This is a genomic window from Pseudomonas sp. NMI760_13, assembly GCF_021283245.1.
GTDB lineage: Bacteria > Pseudomonadota > Gammaproteobacteria > Pseudomonadales > Pseudomonadaceae > Aquipseudomonas > Aquipseudomonas peradeniyensis.
On the sequence record NZ_JAJSRC010000014.1, the window covers coordinates 14734 to 39963 of the forward strand.

A 25230-nucleotide genomic window follows, 5' to 3' on the forward strand; every position below is an offset into this window, starting at 1 on the left:
TGGGAGCGGGTTTACCCGCGAAGCAGGCGACGCGGTGCTAGAGCTGATCGAAATCGAGCACCACCTTGTCGCTCAACGGGTAGGTCTGGCACGACAGCACATACCCGGCCGCCACTTCGTAGTCCTCCAGGGCATGGTTGCTGTCCATCTCCACCTCGCCCTCGATCACCTTGCACTTGCAGGTCGAGCACACCCCGGCCTTGCACGACCAGGGCAGTTCGGCGCCGATGGCGTTGCCGGCCTCGAGCACGCTGCGGGTGTTGCGCGGCAGGTCGAAGGCCAGGGCGCGGCCGTCGCTGATCACGGTGACGTGGCTGACCGCCGAATCCACCTGGCGCGCCGCCTCGCGGGCTTCGCGACGGGCCTCTGCACCGGCGGCGGCGAACAGCTCGAAGTGGATGCGCTCCCTGGCCAGGCCATTGGCCTGCAGGCTGTCGCGCACGGTCTCGGTCATCGCCTGCGGGCCGCAGATGAATGCCGCATCGAGTGACTTCACGTCGAGCCAGCGGGCGAACAGCTGGCCGCACTTGTCGGCGTCGATGCGGCCGTTGTACAGGTCGACATCCTGCTGCTCGCGGCTGAACACGAAGATCAGGTTGAGGCGGTCGAGGTACTGGTTCTTCAGGTCTTCCAGGCGATCGCGGAACAGCGCGCTGTTGCTGGCGCGGTTGCCGTACAGCAGGGTGAAGCGGCTGTGGGGTTCGCAGGCCAGGGTGGTGGCGACCAGCGACAAGATCGGGGTGATGCCGCTGCCGGCGGCCACGCCCAGGTAGTGACCTCGGCGCGCCGGGTCCAGCGGCACGAAGAAGCTGCCCGACGGCGGCATTACCTCGAGCTGCTGGCCGGCCCTGAGCACTTCGTTGGCGAAGGCCGAGAAACGACCGCCCGGCACGCGTTTGACCGCCACGCGCAATTCGCCGTCCTGCACCGCGCTGCAGATCGAATAGGAGCGGCGCACTTCTTCGTCATCCAGTCGGGTGCGCATGACCAGGTACTGGCCCTGGGTGAAACGAAACTCATCGTGCAGGTGCGCGGGCACGTCGAAGGCGATGGACACCGCGTCGCGGGTCTCCTGGCGCACTTGCTTGACGGTCAGGCTGTGAAACTGGCTCATGGCGTTCTCCACGGCTCAAAGGCATTTGAAATAGTCGAACGGCTCCAGGCACGCACGGCAGCGGTACAGGGCCTTGCAGGCGGTGGAGCCGAACTGGCTGAGCAGTTCGGTATCGCTACTTGCGCATTGCGGGCAGCACACCGTGGGCGAGGCCCCCCGCAGGCTGGCACTGCCGACGGGCGGTGCGATGCCGTAGGCGCGCAGGCGCTCGCGGCCCTGGTCGCTGATCCAGTCGGTGCTCCAGGCCGGGGTAAGCCTGCGCTCCAGCGCGGGCTCGGCGAACCCGGCCTGTTCCAGCGCCTGGCGGATATCGCCCTCGATCACCTCGGTGGCCGGGCAGCCGGAGTAGGTCGGGGTGACCACCAGGTGCAAGTGGCCGGCGCGCCAGTCGAGGTCGCGCACGACACCTAAGTCGACCACGCTGACCACCGGTACCTCCGGGTCCATCACCTCGGCCAGCACCGCCCAGGCCTGGGCCAGGTCGCCGTCGCGCAGGGCGCGGGCGCCGCGGTCACCCGCGATCAGCTCACCAGGTCGCATCGGGGTAGGCTCGCGGCAGGCACTGCATCTCGGCCAGCAGCAGGCCCAGGTGCTCGGTGTGCAGGCCCTTGCGCCCGTCCAGGTAGAAGTGGCTGGCGGCTTTGGGCAGCGGCAGCTCGACCGAGGCGAAGATCGTTTCCACCGTGGCGTGCCAGCGCTGGGCGACCTGCGCCGGGTGGGCGGCGATGCCGGCCCGGGCCAGTTGCACTTCGCTGTCGCTGGCGACCGTCAGCTCGACGGTGAAGCGCCACAGCACGGGGATGGCCTCGAGCATGCGCTGGCGGCTCTCTTCGGTGCCGCCGCCCAGGCGCTGCACCCACTCGCCGGAGCGGCGCAGGTGGTAGGTCACCTCCTTCAGGGCCTTGGCGGCGATACCGGCGATGCGCTCATCGTTCGAGGCACACAGACCGTCAAGTACAGCGTGGTGCCAGGCGTCGTAGAGGAACTGCTTGAGCATCGTCACGGCATAGTCGCCGTTGGGCTGTTCGACCAGCAGCAGGTTGCGGTAGGCGCGCTCGTCGCGGCGGAAGGCCAGGGCGTCGGCATCGCGGCCGTCGTCCTGCAGTTCGGCGGCATAGTCCAGCCAGTTCCGGGCCTGGCCGACCAGATCGAGGCCGACGTTCATCAGCGCCAGTTCTTCCTCCAGCGCCGGAGCCTTGCCGCACCACTCGCACAGGCGCTGGCCCTGGACCAGGGCGCTGTCGCCGAGCAGCAGCAGGTATTGAATCAATGCTTGCTTGTGCATGGCGCGCCTCACATGTGTCCGACTTCGGCCGGCAGCTCGTAGAAGCTGGCGTGGCGATAGACCTTGTCATCCGCCGGGGCGAACAGCGGGTCCTTCTCGTCGGGGGAGGAGGCGGTGATCAGCGCCGAGGGCACCACCCACAGGCTCACCCCCTCGCTGCGTCGGGTGTACAGCTCGCGGGCATTCTCGATGGCCATGGCGGCGTCGGCGGCGTGCACGCTGCCGACGTGCTTGTGGTTCAGGCCGTGCTTGCTGCGCACGAAGACTTCGAACAGGGTCCAGACAGACATTGGGGGTATCTCCGCATCATTCGCCGCTTCAGGCGGCGTTCTTGTTCTGTTGCTTGCGGGCATAGGCCACGGCGGCCTCGCGCACCCAGGCACCGCTTTCGATGGCGTTGCGCCGGGTGGCCAGGCGTTCCTGGTTGCACGGGCCGTTGCCCTTGATCACTTCGTAGAACTCGTCCCACTGGATCTCGCCGAAGTCGTAGTGGCCACGGGCCTCGTTCCACTTGAGCGCGGGGTCCGGCGCAGTGCAGCCGAGCAGTTCGAGCTGGGGCACGGTCTGGTCGATGAAGCGCTGGCGCAGTTCGTCGTTGGTCTGGCGCTTGATCTTCCAGGCCATGGACTGGGCGCTGTTGGGGGAATGCTCGTCGCTGGGGCCGAACATCATCAGCGCCGGCCACCACAGGCGATCGATGGCGTCCTGGACCATGTCCTTCTGCGCCTGGGTGCCGTGGCGCATCATGGTCAGCAGCAGCTCGTAGCCCTGGCGCTGGTGGAAGCTCTCTTCCTTGCAGATGCGGATCATGGCGCGGGAGTAGGGGCCGTAGGAGGTGCGCTGCAGCACCACCTGGTTGACGATCGCCGCGCCGTCCACCAGCCAGCCCACCGCGCCCATGTCGGCCCAGCTCAGGGTCGGGTAGTTGAAGATGCTCGAGTACTTGGCCTTGCCGCTGTGCAGCCTGGCGATCTCTTCGTCGCGGTCGGCGCCGAGGGTTTCCATGGCGCTGTACAGGTACAGGCCGTGGCCGGCTTCGTCCTGGATCTTGGCCATCAGCTGCAGCTTGCGCTTGAGCGACGGCGCGCGGGTGACCCAGTTGCCTTCCGGGAGCATGCCGACGATTTCCGAGTGGGCGTGCTGGGAAATCTGGCGGATGAGGGTCTGGCGGTAGGCCTCGGGCATCCAGTTTTTGGCTTCGATCTTGATCTCGGCGTCGATCTTCTCCTGGAAGGCGCGCTCTTCGGGCGACATCTCCTCCAGGGACTTGAGGCGCTTGACGCCGGTTTCTACGAGCTGTGCGTACATGTTCAGGCTCCCGGTTGTGGGCTGCTTGGGGCGTGGGTCATTTATAAGCGATACAAAACACAACATCAAACAGTATTTGATGTATCAAATAAGAATTGTGTATCGCATTGGGATTGTCGGGGCTGCTGCGCAGCCCTTTCGCGGCACAAGGCCGCTCCTACAAGGGGAATGCGATCTCCTCTGTAGGAGCGGCCTTGTGCCGCGAAAGGGGCGCAGAGCGCCCCCCAGCTTTCTAAAGGCCAAAAAAAGCCCCGGACCATGCCGGGGCTTCCTTCTCAGCGCTTGCCGTCAGCCAGCCAACCGCTTGTCATACACATGACAAGCCTTGCCCTCCGAACGTTTCAGCGTGCCGCAAGGCTGCAACTGGACCTGCGTGCTGATACCGATATAGGTCTTGATCTGCCGCGCCAGCTCGCCCACCACCTGCTTGCGCTGGCCCTCGTCGAGGTACTGGCTGTCGCTGCGCAGTTCCACATGCACCTCGACGCTGTCGAGGTTGCCATTGCGATACAGATGAATCTCATACAACTCTGAAAGCTGTTTTATTTTGAGCACCTGTTCCTCGATCTGCGTGGGGAACACATTGACCCCGCGGATGATCAGCATGTCGTCGCTGCGCCCGGTGATCTTGCCAATGCGTCGCATCGGCCGCGCCGTGCCGGGCAGCAGGCGGGTCAGGTCACGGGTGCGGTAGCGCACCATCGGCAATGCCTCCTTGCTCAACGAGGTGAACACCAGCTCGCCAAGCTGGCCGTCCGGCAGCACGTCGCCGCTGACCGGGTCGATGATCTCGGGGTAGAAGTGGTCCTCCCAGATGGTCGGGCCGTCCTTGGTCTCGAGGCATTCCATGGCCACGCCCGGGCCCATGATTTCCGAGAGCCCGTAGATGTCCAGCGCATCGATGCCCAGGCGTTGCTCGATGGAGCGGCGCAGTTCGTCGGTCCAGGGTTCGGCGCCGAAGATGCCCAGGCGCAGCTTGAGGTCGTGCGGGTCGATGCCCTGGCGCTCGATCTCGTCGGCCAGGTTGAGCATGTACGACGGCGTGACCATGATGATGTCGGGCTGGAAGTCGCGGATCAGCTGCACCTGCTTCTCGGTCTGGCCGCCAGACATGGGGATCACCGTGCAGCCCAGGCGCTCGGCACCGTAGTGCGCGCCCAGGCCGCCGGTGAACAGGCCGTAGCCATAGGACACATGCACCTTGTCGCCACGACGCCCGCCAGCGGCGCGGATCGAGCGCGCCACCACGTTGGCCCAGGTGTCGATGTCGTTCTGGGTGTAGCCGACCACCGTCGGCTTGCCGGTGGTACCGCTGGAGGCGTGCAGACGCACCACCTGGTCCTGGGGCACGGCGAACATGCCGTAGGGGTAGTTGTCGCGCAGGTCGTTCTTGCCGGTGAAGGGGAATTTCGCCAGGTCGTCCAGCGACTTCAGGTCATCGGGGTGGGCGCCGCAGGCGTCGAAGCGCTGGCGATACAGCGGCACGTTGGCGTAGGCGTGGTTCAGGCTCCAGCGCAGGCGATCCAGCTGGTGCTGGCGCAGCGCGTCGAGGCTGGCGGTTTCCATCGGGTCGAGCAGGGCGCGGTCGGCATCGTGGTAGAGGTTCATGGTTTCACTCGAGTTGTTCTTGTCATGGGCCGAAGCCCTGAGTGTCATGGCAGGCAGCATACTGCCCGCGTCGCGTGGCGTCTCTGGCGGCTGATCAGAGGCGTTCGAGCACCAGGGCGATACCCTGGCCGACGCCGATGCACATGGTGCACAGGGCGTAACGCCCGCCGGTCTGTTCCAGCTGGTGCAGGGCGGTGGTGACCAGCCGTGCGCCGCTCATGCCCAGCGGGTGGCCCAGGGCGATGGCGCCGCCGTTGGGGTTGACCCGGGGATCGTCGTCGGCCAGGCCCAGCTCGCGCAGCACGGCCAGGCCCTGGGCGGCGAAGGCTTCGTTGAGTTCGATCACGTCCATGTCGGCCAGGGACAGGCCGGTCAGTTCCAGTACCTTGCGGGTGGCTGGCACCGGGCCGATGCCCATGAGTCGCGGCTCGACGCCCGCCGCCGCGAGGCCAAGCACCCGGCCGCGAGCCTTGAGGCCATGTCGCCGGGCTGCCGTGGGGCTGGCCAGGAGCAGGGCGCAGGCGCCGTCGTTGACCCCCGAGGCATTGCCGGCGGTGACGCTGCCGCCCTCGCGAAACGGCGTGCCCAGGCGCGCCAGTTGCTCAAGGGTGGTGTCGCCCCGTGGATGTTCGTCCTGCTCGATACGCTTGGCCGGGCCTTTGCGCTGGGGGATCTGCACCGCGACGATCTCCCGGGCCAGGCGGCCATTGGCCTGGGCGGCGGCGGCCTTGAGCTGGCTGCGCAGGGCGAAGGCGTCCTGGTCCTCGCGGGAGATGGCGAAACGCTCGGCGACGTTCTCGGCGGTCTCGGGCATCGAGTCGATACCGTAGTGCGCCTGCATCAGCGGATTGACGAAGCGCCAGCCGATGGTGGTGTCGAACAGCTGCGCGCTGCGGCCGAAGGCCTGTTCCGACTTGCCCATGACGAAGGGCGCCCGCGACATCGATTCGACGCCGCCGGCCAGCATCAGCCCGGCCTCGCCGCAGCGCAGGGCGCGGGCGGCGTTGCCGATGGCGTCCAGGCCCGAGCCGCACAGACGGTTGAGGGTGGTGCCGGGCACCTCGATCGGCAGCCCGGCCAGCAGGCCGGCCATGCGCGCGACGTTGCGGTTGTCTTCGCCGGCCTGGTTGGCGCAGCCAAGGATGACATCGTCCACGGCCGCCCAGTCCAACTCGGGATGGCGCGCCATCAGCGCCTTGATCGGCACTGCGGCAAGGTCATCGGGGCGCACGCTGGACAGGGCGCCGCCATAGCGGCCGATGGGCGTGCGCACGGCATCGATGATCAGCGCGTGGGGCAGGGTGGCGTCAGTCATGGGAGGTCTCCGGCGACAGCACGGTGCCGCGCACTTTGTAGGATTTGCCGTGGAACAGGGCGATCAGCTCGCCCTGCTGGTTCTCGATGCGCACGTCGTAGTTGCCGGTACGGCCCTTGCGGCTCTGCTCGCTGGCGGTGGCCAGCAACTGATCGCCCAGGCGTGCCGGCGCCACATAGTCGATGCTGCAACCCAGGGCCACGGCGGCTTCATCGTAGCTGTTGCAGGCGAAGGCGAAGGCCGAGTCGGCCAGGGCGAACAGGTAGCCGCCGTGGCAGGTGCCGTGGCCCTGGAGCATGTCGGTGCGCACGCGCATGCCCAGCCGGGCGCTGCCTGGGCCGGCGTCGAGCAGTTCGATGCCCAGGCCCTGGCTGGCGGCGTCGCGGGCGAACATGGCCTGGGCGCAGGCGCGGGCCAGGGTGTGTGCGGATTGTTCAGCCATGCAGGCGGCCTCCTTCGGCGTGGGTGCGGCGCAGCAGCAGGGACGGGCGATAACGTTCCTCGCCGTAGCTGCGTTGCAGGTTGTCGAGCACGTTCAGGGTGTAGCCGACCCCCAGGTCGTCGGCCCAGGCCAGCGGGCCGCGCGGGTAGTTGACCCCGGCGCGCATGGCCAGGTCGATGTCGCCGGGCGTGCCGACGCCTTGCAGCACGGCGTCAGCGGCTTCGTTGGCGAGCATGGCCACGGTGCGCAGCACCACCAGGCCGGGCAGGTCGGCCACCGGGTAGGCGCTCAAGCCGGCCCAGGCGAGCAGGGCAACGGCCTGGTCCAGGGCCTCGGCACTGCACTCGGCGCCATGACTGATGGCCAGGCGCGTGGCGCTGGTGTAGTCCAAGGCCAGGTCCAGCAGCACCAGGTTGCGCAAACCGTCCTCGCGGGCGCGCTGGCTGGCCAGGCGACCATCGGACAGCGCCAGGGTGGCGTCTCTCACCCGCAGCAGGCCGCCGCCAGCGCGCTCGGTGACGTCGATACCCTTGGCGCGCAGGCGCTCGACCAGGGGCCGCAGGACACCGAGGTCACCTTCCACCGTGCAGCGCTCGACAGGCGCCTGGCTGGTGAGTGCCGCAGGCGCTGGCCGCTCGGCGCCTTCAGCGTAGCTATAGAAGCCCTGGCCAGTCTTGCGCCCGAGGCGCCCGGCGTCGACCAGCTCTTTTTGCACCAGCGATGGCTGGAAGCGGAAGTCGCCATAGAACGCCTCGAACACCGAGCAGGTCACCGCGTAGTTGACGTCATGGCCGATCAGGTCGGTCAGCTCGAAGGCGCCCATGCGAAAGCCTCCGGCGTCGCGCAGCAGGGCATCGAGGGTGGCGCAGTCGGCGGCGCCTTCTTGCAGCAGGCGCAGGCTTTCGGCGTAGAAGGGCCGAGCCACGCGGTTGACGATAAAGCCTGGCGTCGAACGGGTGTGCACCGGTTGCTTGCCCCAGTTGCGGGCGGTGTCGTACAGGGTGCTCGCCAATGTCGGCGCCGTGGCCAGTCCGGACACGACCTCCACCAGCGCCATCAGCGGTGCCGGGTTGAAGAAATGCATGCCGATCACCCGTTGCGGGTGCCGGAGCCCGGCGGCAAGGCTGGTGATCGACAGTGACGAGGTGTTGCTGGCCAGGATGCAGTCGTCGGCGCAGTGGGCTTCAAGCTGGCGTAGCAGCTCCTGCTTGATCGGCAGGCTTTCGACGATGGCCTCGATCACCAGGCGGGCATCGGCCAGGTCGGCGAGGCTGTCGATCGGTTGCAGGCGAGCGCGGATGGTGCTGCGGGTGTCGGGGGTAAGCCTACCTTTCTCCACCAAGCGGCCGAGCTGTCGGTCGATACCCTCGATGGCCTGCGCGGCGGCGCCGGGGCGGTTGTCATACAGGCGTACCGGGTGGCCGGCCTGGGCCGCCACCTGGGCGATACCAGCCCCCATGGCGCCGGCGCCGATCACTGCCACCAGGGCGTTGTTGTCGAGTGCGGCCATGGTCAGCGCCCCTTGAACACAGCTGTGCGTTTGTTCATGAAGGCGCCGACGCCCTCGCGGTAGTCCTCGCTGCGCCCAGCCAGGCGTTGCAGGTCGCGCTCCAGTTCCAGCTGTTGGTCGAAGCGGTTGTCGAAGCTCTGGTTGAGGGCGCGCTTGATCAGGGCCAGGCCATAGGTGGGCTGGGTCGCCAGGTGGCGGGCGAGCTTGAGCGCTTCGTCGCGCAGCGCGGCATCGTCCACCACCCGGTGGATCAGCCCCCATTGCTCGGCCTGCTCGGCGCTCAGGCGCTCACCGAGCAGGGCCAGCGCCTTGGCCCGGGCCATGCCGACCAGGCGCGGCAGCAGCCAGGTGCCGCCGGAGTCCGGCACCAGGCCGATCTTGCAGAACGCCTGGATGAAGCTCGCCGAGCGCGCCGCCAGCACCAGGTCGCAGGCCAGCGGCAGGTTGGCCCCGGCGCCGGCGGCCACGCCGTTGACCGCGCAGATCACCGGCAGCGGCAGGTCGCGCAGACTGCGCACCAGCGGGTTGTAGAACTGCTCGATGGACTGGCCCAGGTCAGGCAGCTCGGCGCCGGGGGCGACATTGCGGTCGGCCAGGTCCTGGCCTGCGCAGAAGCCACGGCCTTCGCCGGTCAGCAGCAGCACCCGGGCGGTTTCGCTCTGGCGCACCTGCTTCAGCGCCTCGCGCACTTCCAGGTGCATGGCGCTGTTGAAGCTGTTGAGCTGCTCGGGCCGGTTCAGCGAAAGCAGGGCGACGCCGTCGTCGCCGATGGAAAACAGGATGTGCTGGAAGGACATGACTGGCTCGCTCCGTCAGTCGGTGGAAGGCTTACAGCCCTTGGAATCGGGCCGGGCGTTTGGCCTGGAAGGCGCGGATACCCTCGTCGCGGTCGGCGGTGCCGGCCAGCAGGGTGAAGGCGTGGCGTTCGAAGCGCAGGCCGCAGGCCAGGTCCATGTCCTGGGCCTTGAGCAGCGCCTCCTTGGCCAGGCGCACCGCCAGCGGTGCCTTGGCGGCAATGGTGGCGGCCACCTGCAGGGCGCGCTCGACGGTGAGTTCGGGCTGGGTGACTTCGCCGACCAGGCCTGCCTGCAGGGCATGACGGGCATCGATGGCTTCGCCGCCGAGGACCATCTGCATGGCCAGCGGCTTGCCCACGGCGCGCAGCAGGCGCTGGGTGCCGCCGGCGCCGGGGATGATGCCGAGGTTGATTTCCGGCTGGCCGAAACGGGCGTCGCTGCCGGCGATGACGATGTCGGCGCACATCACCAGCTCGCAACCGCCGCCGAGGGCGAAGCCGTTGACGGCGGCGATCAGCGGTTTGCCAAAGGCGGCGATGCGCTGCCAATGGGCCACGCGCGGGTCGTTGAGGATGCCGACCAGGTCGCGCTGGGCCATCTCGTTGATATCGGCGCCGGCGGCGAAGGCCTTGCGGCTGCCGGTGATGACCACGGCGCGGGTCTCTGGGTCATGGTCGGCGGCGTCCAGATCTGCGGCCAGCTCTTCCAGCAGCGCCGTGTTCAGGGCGTTGAGGGCTTGCGGGCGGTGCAGGGTGATCAGGCGGACGCCGTCCGCCGGGGCCTGCACGATGAGGTTGCTTGGCATGGGGTACCTCAGGCTGCACGTTCGGCGCCGGCTGGGGCCGGCTTTTCTTGGAATTGTTCGTGGTGCTGGGGCAAGTATATGTACAAAGCGATACGGGAAATCAATATGGAAATTGTAATTGCGTATCTTTATTTGAGGTGGGTGACACTATCGCGGGGCAAGCCCGCTCCCACGCTGCCTCGCTGTTGTAACCATTTATTGGCGCTGGCTTGCCCAGCGATTAGGTCGTCACTGGTCTGAAGCTTTGTGAAGAAAGCGATACACCAGCAAGGCATTGACTAAGTGATTTGATCTGATACAGGATCGCCATGTCTTCTGAATCATATCGAGCACACAGCCCATGCCCTGCTATCGCCTCGACGGCCTGACACCAGTGGTTCACCCTAGCGCCTACGTACACCCCAGCGCCGTGCTGATCGGCGACGTGCTGGTCGGCCCCAACTGCTACATCGGCCCCCTGGCCTCACTGCGCGGCGATTTCGGGCGAATCATCCTGGAAGAGGGTGCGAACCTGCAGGACACCTGCGTGATGCACGGTTTCCCCGGCGGCGACACGCTGGTCGAGCGCAACGGCCATATCGGCCATGGCGCCGTGCTGCACGGCTGTCGGGTAGGCGAGGACGCACTGGTCGGCATGAACGCGGTGGTCATGGACGGCGCGCATATCGCCCCACGCTGCATCGTCGCCGCCACGGCCTTCGTCAAGGCGGGGTTCACCTGCCCGGAGCAAAGCCTGGTGGTTGGCGCGCCAGCCGAGGTCAAGCGCCCGCTCAGCGACCAGGAACTGGCCTGGAAGCAGCGCGGCACCGCCGAATACCACAGCCTGGCCCGGCGCTGCATGACCGCGCTGGTGGAGTGCCCGCCGCTGACTGCGCCCGAAGCTGACCGCCCACGCATGGGCGACTCCGGCTTCCGGCCCAAGGCCGAGGGCGGCGCATGAGCCTTGCGCGGTCGCGGCAGGCAGGTATAGTCGAGGCTTTAGCCGCGCCTCGTTCCCCCATGAGCAGCCTTGCCCCCCTGAACCACCTGATCACCCGTTTCCAGGAGCAGACGCCGATCCGCGCAAGCTCCCTGATCATCACCCTGTATGGCGATGCCATTGAACCCCATGGCGGCACGGTCTGGCTGGGCAGCCTGATCAACCTGCTGGAGCCGATGGGCATCAACGAGCGGTTGATCCGTACCTCGATCTTCCGCCTGACCAAGGAAGGCTGGCTGACCGCCGAGAAAGTCGGCCGGCGCAGCTACTACAGCCTGACCGGCACCGGTCGGCGGCGTTTCGAGAAAGCCTTCAAGCGCGTCTACAGCGCCAGTTTGCCGGCCTGGAACGGCGCCTGGACCCTGGTGCTGCTGGCGCAGCTCGACGCCGGCAAGCGCAAGGCCGTGCGTGAAGAACTGGAATGGCAGGGCTTCGGCGCCATGGGCGCGAACCTGCTGGGCTGCCCACGCACCGACCGTGCCGACCTCGCCGCGACCCTGCGCGAGCAGGACGCCGAGGACGACTGCATCGTCTTCGAAACCCACGCCCAGGAAGTGCTGGCCTCCAAGGCCCTGCGCGCCCAGGTACGGGAAAGCTGGAACATCGAGGAACTGGGCCAGCACTACAGCGAGTTCATCCGCCTGTTCCGCCCACTGTGGCAAGCCATGAAGGACCTCGAGGCGCCGAGCCCGCAAGACTGCTTCCTGGCGCGCACGCTGCTGATCCATGAATACCGCCGCCTGCTGCTGCGTGATCCGCAACTGCCGGACGAGCTGTTGCCGGGTGACTGGGAAGGGCGCGCGGCGCGGCAGCTGTGCCGCAACCTGTACCGGCTGGTGCAGGGCAGGGCGGAGGAATACCTGGCCTGCGCGCTAGAAACGGCGGACGGGCCGTTGCCGGATGCCAACGAGAGTTACTATCGGCGCTTTGGCGGGCTTGGTTGACTGGCATCTAACTGATGGGTTCAGCAGGGACCTGTAGGAGCGGCTTTAGCCGCGAACACCGGCAAAGCCGGTGCCATCCACCGCGTCGCTTGCTTCGCGGCTAAAGCCGCTCCCACAGGGTGCGCGCCAGCCGCGCAATCGACAGCACAGGGCCGACAGTCGGGTGCTTTTTCTTCAGATCACAAAAAAACCATGGGTCCCATCCCGCCCCAACTGGTCCACCAACCCGAACTCCCAATCCAGATACCCCTGCATCGCCTCCCGCGGATTGTCGGTGCCCTCGTAGGGGCGGCGATAGCGATCGATGCGCGGCGCACCCAGACGCTGTTCGCCTTGCTCAGTAGGCAGTCCCTCGGCAATCCAGGCGCTGTTGCCGCCCTCGAGCACGAACACCGACTTGCCGCTCAGCGCCGCCACCTCCGGCGCGGCATAGCGCGCCAGCTGGCTCGAGCCGCAGGTGAGGACAAAGCGCCGCGCTCCGGACAATGACGCCAGCACCTCCTTCAGCTGGCTGCGCAGCGCCCACACCGCGCCAGGAATATGCTGCCTGACATGGTTGGCGCTGGTGGTGAAGTCCAGTACCTGGGTATCCGGCTCCGATAGCCAGTCGGCGAGGCGGGCGGGGCTGATGGTCTCGGCCTGGGCCGGCACCGGCACGGGCGCGACCCAGGCACCGGTTTGCGTGAAGTCGTCCGATGACAACCCATCGAGCACCGCCACCTCCCAGCCCATCTGGGCCAGCCACGACGCGCTCATGTTGGCGCGCACGCCGTCGTCGTCTACCAGCACCAGGCGGGCGCCGCGTACACTGGCGACATGGTCGGTCTCCTGCACCAACTGGCCGCCGGGCGTGGAGCGGGCGCCGGGCAGGTGGCCCAGGGCAAACTCCTCTGGCGTGCGCACATCGAACAGGTAGGTGGTGCGCTGCGCTTCGGCCTGCCATCGGCGCAGGCCTGCCAGATCGATGCGCGCCACACCGGCACGGTCGGCCACCTGGCGGGCGCGTTGCGCGGCGCTGTCACGGGTGGCGGCGGTCACGGCGCGGAAACGGCGCGACTGGCCTTGCTCCAGCGTCTGCCCGGCGAGGGTCCAGCCGATGGTGCCGTTGCGCAGGGCCGCCACCGGGTTGGGAATACCGGCATTGACCAGCGACTGGGTGCCGATGATGCTGCGGGTGCGCCCGGCGCAGTTGACGATCACCCGGGTGCCCGGATCGGGGGCCAGCTCCGCCACGCGCAGCACCAGTTCGGCGCCGGGCACGCTGATGCCGCCGGGGATGCTCATGGTCTGGTATTCGTCGAAGCGGCGGGCATCCAGCACCACCACATCGGCGTTGGCGTCCAGCAGCGCCTTGACCTCTTCGGCAGCCAACGAGGGCGTATGGCGTTCGGCCTCGATCAGTTCGCCAAAGGCCTTGCTCGGTACATTGACATCGCGGAACAGTTCGCCGCCCGCTTGGCGCCAACCGGCCAGGCCGCCTTCGAGCAGGGCCACGTCGGTGTAGCCGAGGCTGAGCAGGCGCTGCGCGGCGGTCGACGCCAGGCCTTCGCCGTCGTCGTAGACGGTGATGGGCGTGTCACGGCGTGGCACTCGGGCGTAGATCTCCAGCTCCAGGCGTGACAGCGGCACATTGGCGGCGAACAGCGGATGGGCCTGGGCGAACGGGTCTTCCTCGCGGACATCGAGCAAGGCCAGCTCCTGGCCGGCAAGGAGGGCGGTGCGGATGGCGTGGTAGCTGCGGTGGGTGGTCTGGCTCATGCGCGGTTCTCTTTCGACAGATCCCAGAGGTTGGGCAGGTGGTTGTTGGAATAGCCGGAAATGAAGGGCTTCTCTGTGCCCTCGGCGCTGTACACCGCACGCCGCACCGCGCCGATATTGGCGCCGTAGACATGGATGCTGATGGAGGTGCGGTCGGCATGGGCGTTGCGCACCTGGTGCAGGTCGCCGATGCGCGGCGACACCGCGATCACCTGGCCGGGCTCCAGTCGTTCGGCCGGCCCCTCCTGCTGCAGGCCACCCTGCGCCAGGGCATAGCCCTGGCTGATCTCGCTGCCGCGCAGCATGCCGATCAGCCCCCAGGTACGGTGGTCGTGCACCGGGGTTTCCTGCCCCGGCCCCCAGACGAAACTGACGATGGAGAAGCGCTGGCTGGAATCGGCGTGCAGCAGGTATTGCTGGTAGCGCTCCGGGTTGGGCCGGGCGTAGTCGTCCGGCAGCCAGTCGTCGACACTGACCAGCTCGCGCAGCAGCCGCGCGCCGTGGTCGAGCAGGCGCGGCTCGTCCGGCGCCTGGGCGAGGAGGTCGGCCAGCTCGCCGATGAAGCCGCGTAGCCGTCCGAGGTTGGGCGTTTGAGACATGGGTTCCCTCGATGTCCATGAGATGAGGCAGCGCCGGGCGCTACCGTGGCGAGGGAAAAGGTATTATTCTTGTTGCGTATTTTTCCAGATATTTATTATGCGAATTAAGAATGAAGATAGATGATATCGATGCATTCGTGGCCGTCATCCGCAGCCAGTCCATCAGCCAGGCGGCCGAATCGCTGCGCCTGACCCAGCCAGCCATCACCCGTCGGGTGCAGAACTTCGAGGAGGCCCTGGGCGTCAGCCTGCTGGACCGCAACACCAAACCGCTGAAACCCACGCCCATGGGCATGCGCGTCTACGAGCAGTGCCGGGCGGTGCTGCGCGAGATGGACGCGCTGCGCGAGCTGGTGCTGAGCGACTCTTCGCCCAGCGGCGCCCTGCGCCTGGGGGTGCCACAGACCATCGGTGACGTGGTACTGCTTGACGCCCTGAGCCAGCTCAAGGCGCTGTACCCCGACCTGCAGACCCAGGTCGCCACCGGTTGGGGCAGCCATCTGCTGGGCAAGATGGAAAACGGCGAGCTGGACGCCGTGGCGGCGCTGTTCCCGGCCGGCAAGGTGTTCCCCGAGGGCATCGTCGGCCGTTCGCTGGCGCGTATGGACCTGGTGGTGGTGGCCGCCCGTGGCGAGGTGGGCAAGCGCAGTTGCAAGCTCGCCGATTGCTACCAGCGCGGCTGGGTGCTCAACCCCGACGGCTGCGGCTTCCGTGCCGGCCTGCAGCGGGCGCTGAACGACGAAGGGCTGTCGCTGCGGATCAACCTGGAGACCTTCGGTACCGAGCTGCAGTTGGGCTTGATCGCCAATGGCCTGGGCTTCGGCCTGGTGCCGCGGCCGTTGCTGGACAACAGCCGTCATCGCGAGCGCCTGGAGATTGTGCAGGTGAGTGATTTCAAGCCGGTGATTGACCTGTGGCTGATTCATCCGCGTTTTCTTGGGAATTTGCAGGCGCCGGTGGCGTTGTTTGGCGAGACGGTGGCGCAGCGGGTGGTGAGTCAGGGGTGAGGTTTTGGGTTTTGATCGTGTTTAGGCGAAGAGGTGCCTGGCGATAGCCTTGCAGCGCCTATGAGATCGAGCGCCGCCCGCGCGGCGCATCGCGGCACAAGGCCGCTCCTACATTTGTTGCAACGTGCCAAACCTGTCAGGCCATGGTTGCCCGCCTTGGTGCATGCCTTGAGACAGGTTAGGCGGCAGTATTGCCCACAAGGCGTACCAGGTAATGGCACAGGTTTGACTGGCCCGAAACAGATGTAGGAGCGGCCTTGTGCCGCGATGCGCCGCGCGGGCGGCGCTCGATCTTGAGGGCGCTGCAAGGGTTGCGGCGGACACCTGGCGGCCATCACGCAAGCAATAGCCCTGCGCCCGAACACTTAAAATATTATTTATATAATAACGATCAATAAATGCACATTTTCTATATTAGGTTAGAAGCAGATCGAATTTCACGTCCCTTTTTAAGATCGATAGCATAAGGATCAAGCCAGGCACCGGCGGGCTCGATCCACACTCCCGCCACCGCCAGCAATCAATGGAACGGCCTTGAGCGAGGAGATGGAATGTCCCGGTACAGCAACACCCTGGTACCCATCACAGCCCTGCTGCACTGGCAGGGCTTTCGCAACCTGGGCCTGCGACTGGTCAGCCCGTTGCTGCTGCTGGCGGCCTGGGAGCTGGCCTCGCGCAGCGGCATGTTGCCGCCGCGAATCATCGCCGCGCCCAGCGCCATCGGCGACACCCTCTGGCAGATGATCGCCAGCGGCGAGCTGGCCGGGCACCTGTGGGTGTCTCTCAAGCGCGCCCTGAGCGGCCTGGCCATCGGTGTCAGCGTGGGCACTCTGCTGGCCTTGCTCGCAGGCCTGTCACGGCGCGGCGAGCTGGCCATCGACTCGCCGGTGCAGATGCTGCGCACCTTGCCGTTCCTGGCCATCGTGCCGCTGTTCATCCTGTGGTTCGGCGTGGGCGAGACGCCCAAGATCGCCCTGATTGCCCTGGGTACCACCTTCCCGGTGTACCTCACCCTGTTCTCCGGCATCCGCGGCGTCGACCCCAAGTTGGTGGAGGCCGGGCAACTGTTCGGCCTGGGCCGCCTGGGGCTGGTCTGGCATGTGATCCTGCCCGGCGCGCTGCCGGCATTCTTCGTCGGCCTGCGCTACGCCTTCGGCATCAGCTGGCTGGGCCTGGTGGTGGTCGAGCAGATCAACGCCAGTGCTGGCCTGGGTTACCTGGTCAATGACGCCCGCGACTTCATGCGCACCGATGTCATCGTCATCTGCCTGATCGTCTACAGCGTGCTGGGGCTGTCCATCGACGCCCTGGTGCGCCTGCTCGAACGCCTGGCCCTGGCCTGGCGCCCCACCTTCATAAGGAACTGACCATGGAAGTCGCACTGCAACGCCTGCGCCCCCCGGTGCGGGTGCGCGGGCTCACGCGCAGGTTCCAGGGCCACACGGTGCTCGACGGCCTGGACCTGGACCTGGCACCCGGCGAGTTCGTCGCCTTGCTCGGCCGCAGCGGCTCGGGCAAGACCACCCTGCTGCGGGCGCTGGCCGGGCTCGACCGGGTGGAGGCGGGCACCCTGGAGGTGCCTGGCGCCCATGCGGCGGTGTTCCAGGAACCACGGCTGATGCCCTGGAAGCGTGCCTGGCGCAATGTCGTCCTGGGCCTGAGGGGCGCCGAGCCGAAAGCGCGTGCCCTGGCGGCGCTGCGTGAGGTGGGCCTGGCGCACCGCACCGAGGCCTGGCCGGGCACCCTGTCCGGCGGCGAGGCCCAGCGCGTGGCCCTGGCCCGGGCATTGGTGCGCGAGCCGCAACTGCTGCTGCTCGACGAGCCGTTCGCCGCGCTGGATGCCTTGACCCGCATCCGCATGCACCAGTTGATCCTCGAACTGTGGCGCACCCATCAGCCGTCGGTGCTGCTGGTCACCCACGATGTCGACGAGGCCTTGCTGCTGGCCGACCGCGTGGTGGTGCTGGAGGCGGGGCGCCTCGCCGAGCAGATCCCGATCCGCCTGCCGCGTCACCGCGAGGTGGCCAGCTGTGGCTTCCAGGAACTGCGCCAACACCTGCTGGCCCTGCTCGGCGTCGAAGCGCCCGCGGCCAGCCATGCCCACACCCTCGCACGGACCGCCCAACGATGAGCCTCGACCTGCACACCAGCGCCAAGGCGCCCGATCTCGATTCGCCGGCCTTCGCCGACCTGCTGGCCCGCCTGAGCGACGAATTTGCCGCCAGCGCCGCCGAGCATGATCGCCGGGGCAGCTTCCCCCACGCCAACCTGCGCCGCCTGCATGAACACGGCCTACTGGCCCTGACCGTGCCGCGCCGCCTGGGTGGCAGCGAAGCGACGCTGGCCCAGGCCCGGCGGGTGATCGCCGCCGTGGCCCGGGGCGAGCCGTCCACCGCCCTGGTGCTGGTGATGCAGTACCTGCAGCATGCCCGCCTGCAGCAGAACCAGGCCTGGCCCGAGCACCTGCGCCTGCGCCTGGCCCGCGAGGCGGTGACTGACGGCGCGCTGGTCAACGCCCTGCGTGTCGAGCCGGAGCTGGGCACCCCGGCGCGGGGCGGCCTGCCGGGCACCGTCGCCCGGCGGGTGGCCGAGGGCTGGCGGATCAGCGGGCGCAAGATCTACTCCACCGGCATCCCCGGGCTGACCTGGCTGGCGGTGTGGGCACGCAGCGACGAGGCCGAACCGCGGGTCGGCACCTGGCTGGTGCACCGCGACACGCCGGGCATCCGCATCGAGGAAACCTGGGACCACCTGGGCATGCGTGCCACCTGCAGCCACGATGTGATTTTCGATGATGTACTGGTGCCCGCCGAACAGGCCGTGGATGTCCTCCCGGCGCACCAGCCACGCCCGTCCGAGCTCGACCACAACGGCGTACTGTGGCTGGCCGTGCTGCTGTCGAGCATCTACGACGGCGTCGCCCGGGCCGCCCGCGACTGGCTGGTGGGCTGGCTGGCCGGGCGCACGCCGGGCAACCTCGGCGCGCCGCTGTCGAGCCTGTCGCGATTCCAGGAACTGGTGGGGCGCATCGATGCCTTGCTGCTGTCCAACCGGGTCCTGCTCGACGCCGCCGCCGAAGGGCGCATCCCGGCAAGCGAGGCCACCCAGGTCAAGTACCTGGTGACCACCCAGGCCATCAGCGCCGTCGAGCTGGGCGTGGAGGCCATCGGCAACCCGGCGCTGGCCCGGGGCAATCCGCTTGAGCGGCATTACCGCGACGTGCTGTGCAGCCGTATCCACACGCCGCAGAACGACGCGGTGCTCGGCGCCGCCGGTCGCGCGGCGTTCGCCTTGCCCAGCCGTGGCGGCCAGGCATGAGCGGCGTGCGTATCGCCAGCCAGCTGGACGCCCGGTTCAACGCGTTGCTGGCCGCCGCCGTGCCGGGCGTGGAGATCCTGGCGCTACCCAGGGGTGTGCCCCATGGCCTGCCGGACGATGTACGGGTCCTTTTGGCCGCGCCCGACGCTAGCCTGCGTGACGCCGTTGCGCCGCCCTCGGGCTGGCCGTTCGGGCTCGGCTTCGTGCAACTGGTCAGCTCCGGCATCGACTACTTTCCCGGCTGGCTGCTCAAGCCGCTGCCTGTGGCCAGTGCTCGCGGGGTGACGGCGGACAGCCTGGCCGAATTCGCCCTGGCATCGATGTTCGCCGCCGCCAAGCAACTGCCACATCTGTGGATCGACGAACCCGGGCAATGGCAACCACGTCCGCTGGCCTCGCTGGCCGGCAGCACCTTGGGTCTCTACGGCTTCGGGCGGATCGGCCAGGCCCTGGCGCGCAAGGCCCTGGCCCTGGACATCGAGGTGATTGCCCTGCGCCGTTCGGCCAGGCCGTTCGAGGTGCCCGGCGTACGGGGCGTGGCCAGCCTCGAGGAGCTGTTCGCCCGCGCCGATCACCTGGTGCTGGCGGCGCCGGCCGACCCGTCGACCCGGCATGTGGTCGATCGGCGCAGCCTCGCCCACGCCAAGCCCAGTCTGCACCTGATCAATATTGCCCGTGGCGCCCTGGTGGACCAGGACGCCTTGCTCGAGGCCCTGGACAGTGGCCAGCTGGCGCTGGCCAGCCTCGACGTCACCGAGCCCGAGCCGCTGCCGGCCGGGCACCGGCTGTACAGCCACCCCCAGGTCCGGCTGAGCCCCCACACCTCGGCCAACACGGCGCAGGTGTACCGCAACCTCGCCGCGCTGTTGGCGCGCAACCTCGACCATTTCCGTAGCGGACGACCGCTGGAGAACCTGCTGGCCCAAGGAGAGACCGCATGAGCGCCAGGCTGAGCCGCCTACCCACCGCCTATTCATTGCCCCGCGACGGCCACACCGTGCATCGCTGGCAGGACCCGCCGCAACAATCGACCCACGAGGCCGAGCGGTTGCTGCGCAAGCAGCGCCTGGCCGGTTCGTTCCGGCTGTTCGCCCGGCACGGCTTCGACATGGGTGGCGCCGGCCATATTACCGTGCGCGACCCTCAGTACCCCGATCACTTCTGGGTCAATCCGGTGGGCGTGTACTTCGGCCATATCCGCGTCAGCGACCTGCTGCTGGTCAACCCACGGGGCGAGATCGTCGAAGGGCAGGGCGCGTTGAACCTGGCCGCCTTCGCCATCCATGCGGCGCTGCACGAGGCGCGTCCGGACGTGGTGGCCGCCGCCCATGCCCATTCGTTGTACGGCAAGGCGTGGTCGAGCCTGGGACGCCTGCTCGACCCGCTGACCCAGGACGCCTGCGCCTTTCATGGCAAGCACGTGCTGTTCGACAACTTCACCGGGGTGGTGCTGGAGGCCAGCGAGGGGGCGCGTATCGCCGCCACCCTGGGGCCGGACAAGGTCGCGCTGATCCTGCAGAACCATGGGCTGCTCACGGTCGGGCGCACGGTAGAGGCCGCGGCGTGGCGCTTCATCGCCCTGGACAACGCCGCCCATGCGCAACTGCTGGCCGAGGCCGCCGGCACGCCGCGGCCGATCCCGGCGGCGGTAGCCGAGCACACCGCGCGCCAGGTCGGCACCGAGTTCGGCGGCTGGTTCAGCTTCCAGCCGTACTGGGACCGCCTGCTGCGCGACGAACCCGATTTTCTCGACTGAGTGCAAGGAGGCGCCATGAATCGCCGTCGTTTTCTGCAGTACAGCGCCCTGGGCGGGCTCGCCTGCGCGCTGCCTGGCGCCTTTGCCCGCGACTGGCAGGGGCTGACCCTGGGCGTGGCCACCTACAAGGGCGCCGCGCCGACCTTCTTCGAGGAGGCCGGCATCGAGCGCCCGCCCTACGCGGTGAAATACGCCGAGTTCAACGGCGGCAACCTCGGCTTTGAAACGTTGATCAGCGGTACCCTGGACCTGGCGCCGATGAGCGAGATCCCGCCGATCTTCGGCATCCGCAACCAGGCGCCGGTCAGGCTCATCGCCGTGCTGACCGGTGACGTCAACAACCAGGCCTTTGTCGTGCCCAAGGGCTCGACCATGCAGTCGCTGGCCGAGCTGCCGGGCAAGCGGGTGGGGTACATCCGCTCCACGTCCTCGCACTACATGCTGCTGCGCGCCCTCAAGGACCAGGGCCTTACCCTGGCGGACATCCAGCCCCTGGCGCTGACGCCCCAGGATGGTTTCGCCGCGTTCCAGAACGGCAACCTGGATGTCTGGGTGACCTTCGGCTACTTCATCCAGCTGGCCGAGCTGCGCAGCGGGGCGCGGGTGCTGCGCACCGGGCAGGGCTACCTGTCGGGCAACTACGTGATCGCCGCCAACCAGCGGGCGATCGAAGATCCGCGCAAGCGCGCGGCGATCGAGGACTACGTGCGCCGCGAGTACCGCAGCTGGCAGTGGGTGCAGCACCACCCCGAGGCCTGGGCCGCGCGTTGCGAGCAGGTGCTGGGCATTCCCCGGGAAGTGTTCATCGCCCAGTACAAGGCCCAGAGCGGGCCGCGGGTGCTGCAGGCGGTGGACGATGCCGCGGTGCGCTCGCAGCAGGATGTGGCCGACACTTTCTACGCCGCCGGCGTGCTGCCCCAGCGCCTGGATGTGGCGCCGTTGTGGGATCGGAGTTTCAGCTGGGCTTCGTGATTAACGCGGCCGCTCCTACAGGGACCGCGCCTGGCAATAAGGAATTCTATGCCTCGCTCAACTCGATATGTCTGGGTGGCGTTGATGCTCGCCTGCGGCTGCGCGCTGGCCGATGTCCGCGCCCTCCACGAACGCCTGATTGTCCTCGACAGCCACCTGGACACGCCCATGCAACTGGCCCGGCCCGGCTGGGACATCGGCCAGCGCCACCGCTATGCCGACGACCTGTCCCAGGTCGACCTGCCGCGCATGTGCGACGGTGGTCTGGACGGCGGTTTCTTCGCCATCTTCACCCCCCAGGGACCGCTCACGCCCGAGGGCCGTACCCTGGCCAGCGAGCATGGCCTGGCGGTGATCACCCGGATCCGCGACATGGTCGCCGCCCGGCCGGACGCATTCGCCCTGGCCACGCGGGCGCAGGAGGTGCCGGCGATCGTCGCCTCCGGCCGGCGGGTGGTGCTGATCAGCATGGAGAATGCCGAACCGCTGGCGGCCGACCCCGGCCGGTTGGCCACTTACCACCGCCTGGGTTTGCGCATGCTGGGCCTGGTGCATGCGCAGAACAACGACTTCGCCGACTCGGCCACCGCGTTGCCGAATTGGCATGGGCTGAGCCCGGCTGGCCGCGAACTGGTGCAGGCGGCCAACCGCCTGGGAATCCTCATTGACGTGTCCCATGCCTCCGATGCGGTGTTCGACCAGGTGCTGGCGTTGTCCAGCGCCCCGGTGATCGCCTCGCATTCCGGGGCCCGGGCCATCGGCCCGCATCCGCGCAATCTCGATGACGAACGATTGCGCCATCTCGCCGCCAAGGGTGGAGTGGTGCAGGTCAACACCTACGCCAGCGACCTGGTGCCGCGTGCGCCGAACCCCGAGCGGGACAAGGCCCTGGCGCCGCTGTACCGGGAGTTCCGCCTGGCGGCCAGCCTGCCGCCGGCGCAGGTGGCGGACCTGGCCCGGCGCATACGCGAGGCCGAAGCCCGGTATCCGTTGCCGGCGACCAGCCTGGACGACTTCATGCGTCATCTGCTGCACATCCTCGAGGTGGTTGGCCCGCGGCATGTCGGCATCGGCGCTGACTGGGACGGTGGTGGCGGGGTGGAGGGGTTGCGCGATGTCAGCCAGTTGCCAGAGATCACTGCGCGGTTGCTGGCGGCGGGGTACAGCGAGCAGGACCTGGCGGATATCTGGGGTGGGAACCTGTTGCGGGTGATGGAAGAAGCGCAATCTACGTGTCCACTGTAGGAGCGGCCTTGTGCCGCGAAAGGGCTGCATCGCAGCCCCCAGGCATTGGTGTCACATCGTCGATCGTCGGGGCCGCCTTGCGGCCCTTTCGCGGCACAAGGCCGCTCCTACAAAAAAGCAGGTGTTTCAAAATAATTATGCGTTCTGCGCAGCATGCAAAGCTTAAGACATTACACATTTTAATATTTGCATATGCTCAAAATGTATTTCTCTTAGCTCATCCCGCTCTCTAGGATGGCTCCACATAGAGCGTTTTCGTAGCTTGAAAACATCAAGTCATAACCGAAAGCGATAACCGTGGACCAGGGAGAGTGCCCGCGATGCCATTGACCAGACGCCAGCTCATTGCCCGTATCGGTATGGTCGGTGGCCTGCAAGCCGCCACGGCGGCCCTGGGGTTGTTCGGGTCGCTGGGCCCGGCGCGGGCCGGCCAGGAGAACTACGCCCAGCTGCCGCTGGCCCGTGTCGGGCAGGGCGCCAGTGTCACCGTGGTCGGCGCCGGCATCGGCGGCCTGGTGGCCGCCTACGAGCTGCGCAAGGCCGGCTTTGCCGTCACCCTGCTGGAGGCCCGCGAGCGGGTCGGCGGGCGCAACTGGACCGTGCGCCGGGGTGACCGGGTCGCGTTCACCGATGGCAGCGTGCAGACCGTCGAGTTCGACGATGGTTTCTACCTCAACGCCGGCCCTGGCCGGTTGCCCAGCCATCATCAGCTGATGCTCGGCTACTGCCGCGAACTGGGGGTGGAGCTTGAAGTGCTGGTCAACACCAGCCGCAACGCTCTGGTGCGTCCCGACCTCGACCAGCCACCGATGCAGATCCGCCAGGCGGTCAACGACAGCCGCGGGCACCTGGCCGAACTGCTGGCCAAGGCCGTCGACCGCCAGGCCCTGGACCAGGAGTTGAGCCTGGACGACCGGCGCAACCTGCTGGGCTTCCTGCGCACCTGGGGCGACCTGTCGGAGAAGCTCGAGTACCTGGGTTCGGCGCGCTCGGGCTACAAGGTCTGGCCCGGGGCCGGCGACCAGCAAGCACTGCGCAACGACCCGCTGCCCCTGCGCACCTTGCTCAACCCGGCGCTGGGCACGGCGCTGATGATCGACGAGTACCCGGAGTTCTCGCCGACCATGTTCCAGCCGGTGGGCGGCATGGACCGCATTCCCCTGGCGTTCCAGCGCCACCTGCAGGATGCCCTGCGCCTGGGGGCCGAGGTACGCTCGATTCGCCATTTCGACGACCGGGTGGAGATCGGCTACCAGCAGCATGGCCAGCCGCAGCGCATCACCAGCGACTATGCGGTGATCGCCTTGCCGCTGCCGTTGCTGGCGAAGCTCGACAGCAACTTCAGCGCCCCGGTGCGCCAGGCCATCGCCGCCGTGCAGTTCGGTCACGCCAACAAGGTGGCCTGGCAGTCCCGGCGCTTCTGGGAGACCGACTACCAGATCTACGGCGGCCTGTCGTTCATCAACCAGGCGTCGTCCGGGCTGTGGTACCCCAGCGGCGGCTTCAACCAGGCCGAGGGCATTCTCGTCGCCGCCTACAACAACGGCGAGACCGCCCGCCAGTTTGCCGACAAGTCGGTCGCCGAGCAGATCGCCCTGTCGCGCCAGGCCGTGGAGCTGCTGCACCCGGGCCACGACCACGAACTGCGCAAACCGCTGGTGGTGGACTGGGGGCGCATACCCCACAGCCTCGGGCCGTGGATCAGCCACCCGCTGGCCGACGCCGACTACGACCTGCTCAACCAGGCCCAGGGCCGGGTGCACCTGACCAGCGACGCCCTGGCCCACAGCGGTATCGGTATCTGGCAGGAAACCGCTGCCGGAGCCGCCCGGCGGGTGGTGCGCAACCTGTGCGAGCGTGCCCAGGGCACCTCGCAGAGCCGGCAGACAGCCTGACTACTACACAACTAAAACCATCTGCCAGGTAGCGGACCTCCGAGGCTGGCGCCTACACATCAGTGGAGCTTCGCCATGCCTTTCAAGCACGCCCTTCTGGGGTTGGGGGTCCTGTTCGCCGCGGCCAGCCAGGCCGCCGATATCGAGCGCGTCCCCTCGACCTATCCCAACTCGCCGATCCTGCAGTCGGCGACCCTGCCGCCGGGCACGGCGCTGACCTTCGTCTCCGGCATCCTGCCCGACCCGGCCGACCCCAAGGCGGCCAAGGACGAGCTGCGCGCCAGCGGCGACACCGAGGCGCAGACCGTGGCGGTGCTGCGCAAGGTCGAGGCCGCCCTGGCGCCGCGCGGGCTGGGCCTGGGCGACGTGGTGCAGTTGCGGGTGTACCTGGTGGGCGACCCGGGGTTGCAGGGACGCATGGATTTCGACGGCCTGCAGCGCGGCTTCCGCCAGTTCTTCGGCAATGACCGTCAACCGTTGAAACCGACCCGCACCACGGTGCAGGTGGCCGGGCTGGTGTTGCCCGGCGCCCTGATCGAAGTCGAGGCGGTCGCCGCCAAGGCCCGTTGAACC

General features: G+C 67.8%; 25 protein-coding genes. 12 read left to right on the forward strand and 13 right to left on the reverse strand.

Annotated features, from left to right (window positions below):
• Positions 1 to 37: 37 nt before the first annotated feature.
• The 11 genes from paaE to paaF all read right to left on the reverse strand — a co-directional run bounded on the left by paaE (position 38) and on the right by paaF (position 10184).
• Positions 38 to 1114, reverse strand: a complete 1077-nt coding sequence (gene paaE / locus LU671_RS15840; RefSeq protein ID WP_232856181.1) for a 1,2-phenylacetyl-CoA epoxidase subunit PaaE — start codon at positions 1112 to 1114, stop codon at positions 38 to 40.
• A 15-nt stretch (positions 1115 to 1129) separates the two neighbouring features.
• Positions 1130 to 1654: a 1,2-phenylacetyl-CoA epoxidase subunit PaaD gene (gene paaD, locus LU671_RS15845; protein ID WP_232856182.1), complete on the reverse strand. Its 525-nt coding sequence runs from the start codon at positions 1652 to 1654 to the stop codon at positions 1130 to 1132.
• A complete protein-coding gene (paaC, locus tag LU671_RS15850) occupies positions 1641 to 2399 on the reverse strand; it encodes a 1,2-phenylacetyl-CoA epoxidase subunit PaaC (RefSeq protein WP_232856183.1) in 759 nt (252 codons plus the stop codon). The genes paaD and paaC overlap by 14 nt, the downstream gene beginning before the upstream one ends.
• An 8-nt stretch (positions 2400 to 2407) precedes the next feature.
• Entirely contained in the window at positions 2408 to 2689 is a 282-nt protein-coding gene (gene paaB / locus LU671_RS15855; protein WP_011533969.1) for a 1,2-phenylacetyl-CoA epoxidase subunit PaaB, read from the reverse strand.
• A 28-nt stretch (positions 2690 to 2717) separates the two neighbouring features.
• Positions 2718 to 3707: a 1,2-phenylacetyl-CoA epoxidase subunit PaaA gene (gene paaA, locus LU671_RS15860; RefSeq protein ID WP_232856184.1), complete on the reverse strand. Its 990-nt coding sequence runs from the start codon at positions 3705 to 3707 to the stop codon at positions 2718 to 2720.
• Positions 3708 to 3995: 288 nt separating this feature from the next.
• Positions 3996 to 5315, reverse strand: a complete 1320-nt coding sequence (gene paaK, locus LU671_RS15865) for a phenylacetate--CoA ligase PaaK (RefSeq protein ID WP_110737010.1) — start codon at positions 5313 to 5315, stop codon at positions 3996 to 3998.
• A gap of 94 nt (positions 5316 to 5409) precedes the next feature.
• Positions 5410 to 6630 carry a 3-oxoadipyl-CoA thiolase gene (gene pcaF / locus LU671_RS15870; RefSeq protein WP_110737012.1) on the reverse strand — a complete coding sequence of 407 codons (1221 nt, stop codon included), beginning with the start codon at positions 6628 to 6630 and terminating at the stop codon, positions 5410 to 5412.
• Positions 6623 to 7072: a hydroxyphenylacetyl-CoA thioesterase PaaI gene (gene paaI / locus LU671_RS15875; protein WP_232856185.1), complete on the reverse strand. Its 450-nt coding sequence runs from the start codon at positions 7070 to 7072 to the stop codon at positions 6623 to 6625. The genes pcaF and paaI overlap by 8 nt, the downstream gene beginning before the upstream one ends.
• Complete coding sequence (paaH, locus tag LU671_RS15880) at positions 7065 to 8582, reverse strand: 3-hydroxyacyl-CoA dehydrogenase PaaH (protein WP_232856186.1); 1518 nt, start codon at positions 8580 to 8582, stop codon at positions 7065 to 7067. Before paaH ends, paaI begins: the two co-directional genes overlap by 8 nt.
• Positions 8583 to 8584: 2 nt before the next feature.
• Positions 8585 to 9379: a 2-(1,2-epoxy-1,2-dihydrophenyl)acetyl-CoA isomerase PaaG gene (paaG, locus tag LU671_RS15885; RefSeq protein WP_232856187.1), complete on the reverse strand. Its 795-nt coding sequence runs from the start codon at positions 9377 to 9379 to the stop codon at positions 8585 to 8587.
• 31 nt (positions 9380 to 9410) lie between these two features.
• Positions 9411 to 10184: a 2,3-dehydroadipyl-CoA hydratase PaaF gene (paaF, locus tag LU671_RS15890; RefSeq protein ID WP_232856188.1), complete on the reverse strand. Its 774-nt coding sequence runs from the start codon at positions 10182 to 10184 to the stop codon at positions 9411 to 9413.
• 340 nt (positions 10185 to 10524) lie between these two features.
• Between paaF and paaY the strand changes: the two genes are divergently transcribed.
• Together paaY and paaX are read left to right on the forward strand one after the other, a co-directional pair.
• On the forward strand, positions 10525 to 11124 hold the full coding sequence (gene paaY / locus LU671_RS15895; RefSeq protein ID WP_232856189.1) for a phenylacetic acid degradation protein PaaY: 600 nt from the start codon (positions 10525 to 10527) through the stop codon (positions 11122 to 11124).
• Between the two features lie 59 nt (positions 11125 to 11183).
• A complete protein-coding gene (gene paaX, locus LU671_RS15900) occupies positions 11184 to 12107 on the forward strand; it encodes a phenylacetic acid degradation operon negative regulatory protein PaaX (RefSeq protein ID WP_232856190.1) in 924 nt (307 codons plus the stop codon).
• A gap of 174 nt (positions 12108 to 12281) precedes the next feature.
• Here paaX and LU671_RS15905 read toward each other — a convergent pair whose 3' ends face one another.
• Together LU671_RS15905 and LU671_RS15910 are read right to left on the reverse strand one after the other, a co-directional pair.
• On the reverse strand, positions 12282 to 13865 hold the full coding sequence (locus LU671_RS15905) for a rhodanese-related sulfurtransferase (protein WP_232856191.1): 1584 nt from the start codon (positions 13863 to 13865) through the stop codon (positions 12282 to 12284).
• Positions 13862 to 14464, reverse strand: a complete 603-nt coding sequence (locus LU671_RS15910; RefSeq protein ID WP_232856192.1) for a cysteine dioxygenase — start codon at positions 14462 to 14464, stop codon at positions 13862 to 13864. The genes LU671_RS15905 and LU671_RS15910 overlap by 4 nt, the downstream gene beginning before the upstream one ends.
• 110 nt (positions 14465 to 14574) lie before the next feature.
• Between LU671_RS15910 and LU671_RS15915 the strand changes: the two genes are divergently transcribed.
• The 10 genes from LU671_RS15915 to LU671_RS15960 all read left to right on the forward strand — a co-directional run bounded on the left by LU671_RS15915 (position 14575) and on the right by LU671_RS15960 (position 25227).
• On the forward strand, positions 14575 to 15471 hold the full coding sequence (locus LU671_RS15915) for a LysR family transcriptional regulator (protein WP_203646635.1): 897 nt from the start codon (positions 14575 to 14577) through the stop codon (positions 15469 to 15471).
• Between the two features lie 551 nt (positions 15472 to 16022).
• Complete coding sequence (locus LU671_RS15920) at positions 16023 to 16838, forward strand: ABC transporter permease (RefSeq protein ID WP_232856193.1); 816 nt, start codon at positions 16023 to 16025, stop codon at positions 16836 to 16838.
• A gap of 2 nt (positions 16839 to 16840) precedes the next feature.
• Positions 16841 to 17602 carry an ABC transporter ATP-binding protein gene (locus LU671_RS15925; protein ID WP_442964134.1) on the forward strand — a complete coding sequence of 254 codons (762 nt, stop codon included), beginning with the start codon at positions 16841 to 16843 and terminating at the stop codon, positions 17600 to 17602.
• Positions 17599 to 18789, forward strand: coding sequence for an acyl-CoA dehydrogenase family protein (locus tag LU671_RS15930; protein ID WP_232856194.1), 1191 nt, complete (start codon positions 17599 to 17601; stop codon positions 18787 to 18789). The genes LU671_RS15925 and LU671_RS15930 overlap by 4 nt, the downstream gene beginning before the upstream one ends.
• A complete protein-coding gene (locus tag LU671_RS15935; protein ID WP_232856195.1) occupies positions 18786 to 19730 on the forward strand; it encodes a D-isomer specific 2-hydroxyacid dehydrogenase family protein in 945 nt (314 codons plus the stop codon). The genes LU671_RS15930 and LU671_RS15935 overlap by 4 nt, the downstream gene beginning before the upstream one ends.
• Entirely contained in the window at positions 19727 to 20545 is an 819-nt protein-coding gene (locus LU671_RS15940) for a class II aldolase/adducin family protein (RefSeq protein WP_232856196.1), read from the forward strand. Before LU671_RS15935 ends, LU671_RS15940 begins: the two co-directional genes overlap by 4 nt.
• 15 nt (positions 20546 to 20560) lie before the next feature.
• Positions 20561 to 21517 (forward strand): ABC transporter substrate-binding protein, encoded by a 957-nt coding sequence (locus LU671_RS15945; protein WP_232856197.1) that lies wholly within the window; start codon positions 20561 to 20563, stop codon positions 21515 to 21517.
• 48 nt (positions 21518 to 21565) lie between these two features.
• Positions 21566 to 22762: a dipeptidase gene (locus tag LU671_RS15950; RefSeq protein WP_232856198.1), complete on the forward strand. Its 1197-nt coding sequence runs from the start codon at positions 21566 to 21568 to the stop codon at positions 22760 to 22762.
• 320 nt (positions 22763 to 23082) lie between these two features.
• Positions 23083 to 24657 (forward strand): flavin monoamine oxidase family protein, encoded by a 1575-nt coding sequence (locus tag LU671_RS15955; protein WP_232856199.1) that lies wholly within the window; start codon positions 23083 to 23085, stop codon positions 24655 to 24657.
• A gap of 75 nt (positions 24658 to 24732) precedes the next feature.
• Positions 24733 to 25227, forward strand: a complete 495-nt coding sequence (locus LU671_RS15960; protein WP_110737047.1) for a RidA family protein — start codon at positions 24733 to 24735, stop codon at positions 25225 to 25227.
• Positions 25228 to 25230: the final 3 nt, after the last annotated feature.

Excerpts from the sequence above, each read along its gene's own strand:
- paaE (WP_232856181.1), bottom strand. The coding sequence starts at position 1,114 with ATGAGCCAGTTTCACAGCCTGACCGTCAAGCAAGTGCGCCAGGAGACC.
- paaD (WP_232856182.1), bottom strand. The coding sequence starts at position 1,654 with ATGCGACCTGGTGAGCTGATCGCGGGTGACCGCGGCGCCCGCGCCCTG.
- paaC (WP_232856183.1), bottom strand. The coding sequence starts at position 2,399 with ATGCACAAGCAAGCATTGATTCAATACCTGCTGCTGCTCGGCGACAGC.
- paaB (WP_011533969.1), bottom strand. The coding sequence starts at position 2,689 with ATGTCTGTCTGGACCCTGTTCGAAGTCTTCGTGCGCAGCAAGCACGGC.
- paaA (WP_232856184.1), bottom strand. The coding sequence starts at position 3,707 with ATGTACGCACAGCTCGTAGAAACCGGCGTCAAGCGCCTCAAGTCCCTG.
- paaK (WP_110737010.1), bottom strand. The coding sequence starts at position 5,315 with ATGAACCTCTACCACGATGCCGACCGCGCCCTGCTCGACCCGATGGAA.
- pcaF (WP_110737012.1), bottom strand. The coding sequence starts at position 6,630 with ATGACTGACGCCACCCTGCCCCACGCGCTGATCATCGATGCCGTGCGC.
- paaI (WP_232856185.1), bottom strand. The coding sequence starts at position 7,072 with ATGGCTGAACAATCCGCACACACCCTGGCCCGCGCCTGCGCCCAGGCC.
- paaH (WP_232856186.1), bottom strand. The coding sequence starts at position 8,582 with ATGGCCGCACTCGACAACAACGCCCTGGTGGCAGTGATCGGCGCCGGC.
- paaG (WP_232856187.1), bottom strand. The coding sequence starts at position 9,379 with ATGTCCTTCCAGCACATCCTGTTTTCCATCGGCGACGACGGCGTCGCC.
- paaF (WP_232856188.1), bottom strand. The coding sequence starts at position 10,184 with ATGCCAAGCAACCTCATCGTGCAGGCCCCGGCGGACGGCGTCCGCCTG.
- paaY (WP_232856189.1), top strand. The coding sequence starts at position 10,525 with ATGCCCTGCTATCGCCTCGACGGCCTGACACCAGTGGTTCACCCTAGC.
- paaX (WP_232856190.1), top strand. The coding sequence starts at position 11,184 with ATGAGCAGCCTTGCCCCCCTGAACCACCTGATCACCCGTTTCCAGGAG.
- LU671_RS15905 (WP_232856191.1), bottom strand. The coding sequence starts at position 13,865 with ATGAGCCAGACCACCCACCGCAGCTACCACGCCATCCGCACCGCCCTC.
- LU671_RS15910 (WP_232856192.1), bottom strand. The coding sequence starts at position 14,464 with ATGTCTCAAACGCCCAACCTCGGACGGCTACGCGGCTTCATCGGCGAG.
- LU671_RS15915 (WP_203646635.1), top strand. The coding sequence starts at position 14,575 with ATGAAGATAGATGATATCGATGCATTCGTGGCCGTCATCCGCAGCCAG.
- LU671_RS15920 (WP_232856193.1), top strand. The coding sequence starts at position 16,023 with ATGTCCCGGTACAGCAACACCCTGGTACCCATCACAGCCCTGCTGCAC.
- LU671_RS15925 (WP_442964134.1), top strand. The coding sequence starts at position 16,841 with ATGGAAGTCGCACTGCAACGCCTGCGCCCCCCGGTGCGGGTGCGCGGG.
- LU671_RS15930 (WP_232856194.1), top strand. The coding sequence starts at position 17,599 with ATGAGCCTCGACCTGCACACCAGCGCCAAGGCGCCCGATCTCGATTCG.
- LU671_RS15935 (WP_232856195.1), top strand. The coding sequence starts at position 18,786 with ATGAGCGGCGTGCGTATCGCCAGCCAGCTGGACGCCCGGTTCAACGCG.
- LU671_RS15940 (WP_232856196.1), top strand. The coding sequence starts at position 19,727 with ATGAGCGCCAGGCTGAGCCGCCTACCCACCGCCTATTCATTGCCCCGC.
- LU671_RS15945 (WP_232856197.1), top strand. The coding sequence starts at position 20,561 with ATGAATCGCCGTCGTTTTCTGCAGTACAGCGCCCTGGGCGGGCTCGCC.
- LU671_RS15950 (WP_232856198.1), top strand. The coding sequence starts at position 21,566 with ATGCCTCGCTCAACTCGATATGTCTGGGTGGCGTTGATGCTCGCCTGC.
- LU671_RS15955 (WP_232856199.1), top strand. The coding sequence starts at position 23,083 with ATGCCATTGACCAGACGCCAGCTCATTGCCCGTATCGGTATGGTCGGT.
- LU671_RS15960 (WP_110737047.1), top strand. The coding sequence starts at position 24,733 with ATGCCTTTCAAGCACGCCCTTCTGGGGTTGGGGGTCCTGTTCGCCGCG.